Below are 1,250 nucleotides of genomic sequence, written 5' to 3' on the forward strand. Positions count from 1 at the left end.
GGCTCAGGCAAGTCGACCTTGATCCGCTGCATCAACGGCTTGGAAGACCTGCAGCAAGGCTCGGTGGAAATCGACGGCAAACCGCTGGTCGAGAAGTCCCACGGACGTATGGTTCCGCGCCGGGACATCGGCATGGTGTTCCAGCAGTTCAACCTCTTCCCGCATCTCAAGGTGATCGAGAACTGTACGCTGGCGCCCGTCCGCGTGCTCGGAAAATCCCGCAAGGACGCTTCGGAGAGAGCGCTGGAGATGTTGCACAAGGTACGGATCGCAGATCAGGCGGACAAGTATCCGTCCCAGCTTTCCGGCGGCCAGCAGCAGCGCGTCGCGATCGCCCGCGCGCTCTGCATGCAGCCCAAGATCATGCTCTTCGATGAACCGACCTCGGCTCTCGATCCGGAAATGGTCAAGGAAGTGCTAGACACCATGGTCTCGCTGGCCTCCGAAGGCATGACGATGATCTGCGTGACGCACGAAATGGGCTTCGCCAGCCAGGTGGCCGACCGGGTCGTCTTCATGGACAAGGGCCGGATACTCGAGGAGGCCACGCCGAAGGAGTTCTTCGCAGCCCCGAAGCATCAGCGGGCACGCGAATTCCTCTCGCAGCTCCTTCATTGACAAATTCATATCCGCCAAGGGTCATAGATGAAAATCGCCTCCGTCCGCCCGTTCATTCTCCATCTTCCACTCACCTCGGACTCCATTTCGGACTCGACCCACAGCATCACCCATTGGGGTGTCGTGGGTACGAAGATCGTGACCACGGATGGGCTGGAAGGTTATGGCTTCACCGGCACGCATGCCCATCTGGCCGCCGACCGGCTGATAACGTCCTGCATCGGCGAGTGTTACGCGCCGCTTCTGGTAGGCGAAGACGCCTCGGATCATCAGCGCCTATGGACCAGGCTTGCGCGCCATCCTTCGCTTCAATGGGTCGGTCGGGCCGGCATCACGCATCTGGCGCTGGCTGCAATCGATATCGCGCTGTGGGATCTGAAGGCGAAATGGGCGGGCCTGCCGCTGTGGAGTTATCTCGGCGGCGCGCGCACCGATGCCCTGGAGGCTTACAATACCGATATCGGCTGGATTTCGTTCGACCTGGACACGTTGCGGCGCGGCTCCGCGAAAGCCGGCGAGGAGGATGGATTCACACGCATCAAGATCAAGGTCGGCCATGACGACCCAAATGTCGACGTCGAGCGCCTGGCGGCTATGCGCAAACGTGTCGGATCAAGGATCCGGATCGCAAT

Annotated in this window: 2 protein-coding genes; both read left to right on the plus strand. The window is 60.8% G+C overall.

What is annotated here, in order from left to right:
• The coding region (locus FJ980_RS32520) for an amino acid ABC transporter ATP-binding protein (protein WP_140547550.1) at positions 1 to 618 on the plus strand (618 nt) is incomplete at its 5' end.
• A 27-nt stretch (positions 619 to 645) separates the two neighbouring features.
• The coding region (locus FJ980_RS32525; protein ID WP_348640675.1) for an enolase C-terminal domain-like protein at positions 646 to 1,250 on the plus strand (605 nt) is incomplete at its 3' end.

Origin of the sequence: Mesorhizobium sp. B1-1-5, assembly GCF_006443065.1 — a bacterium.
Classification (GTDB): Bacteria; Pseudomonadota; Alphaproteobacteria; order Rhizobiales; family Rhizobiaceae; genus Mesorhizobium.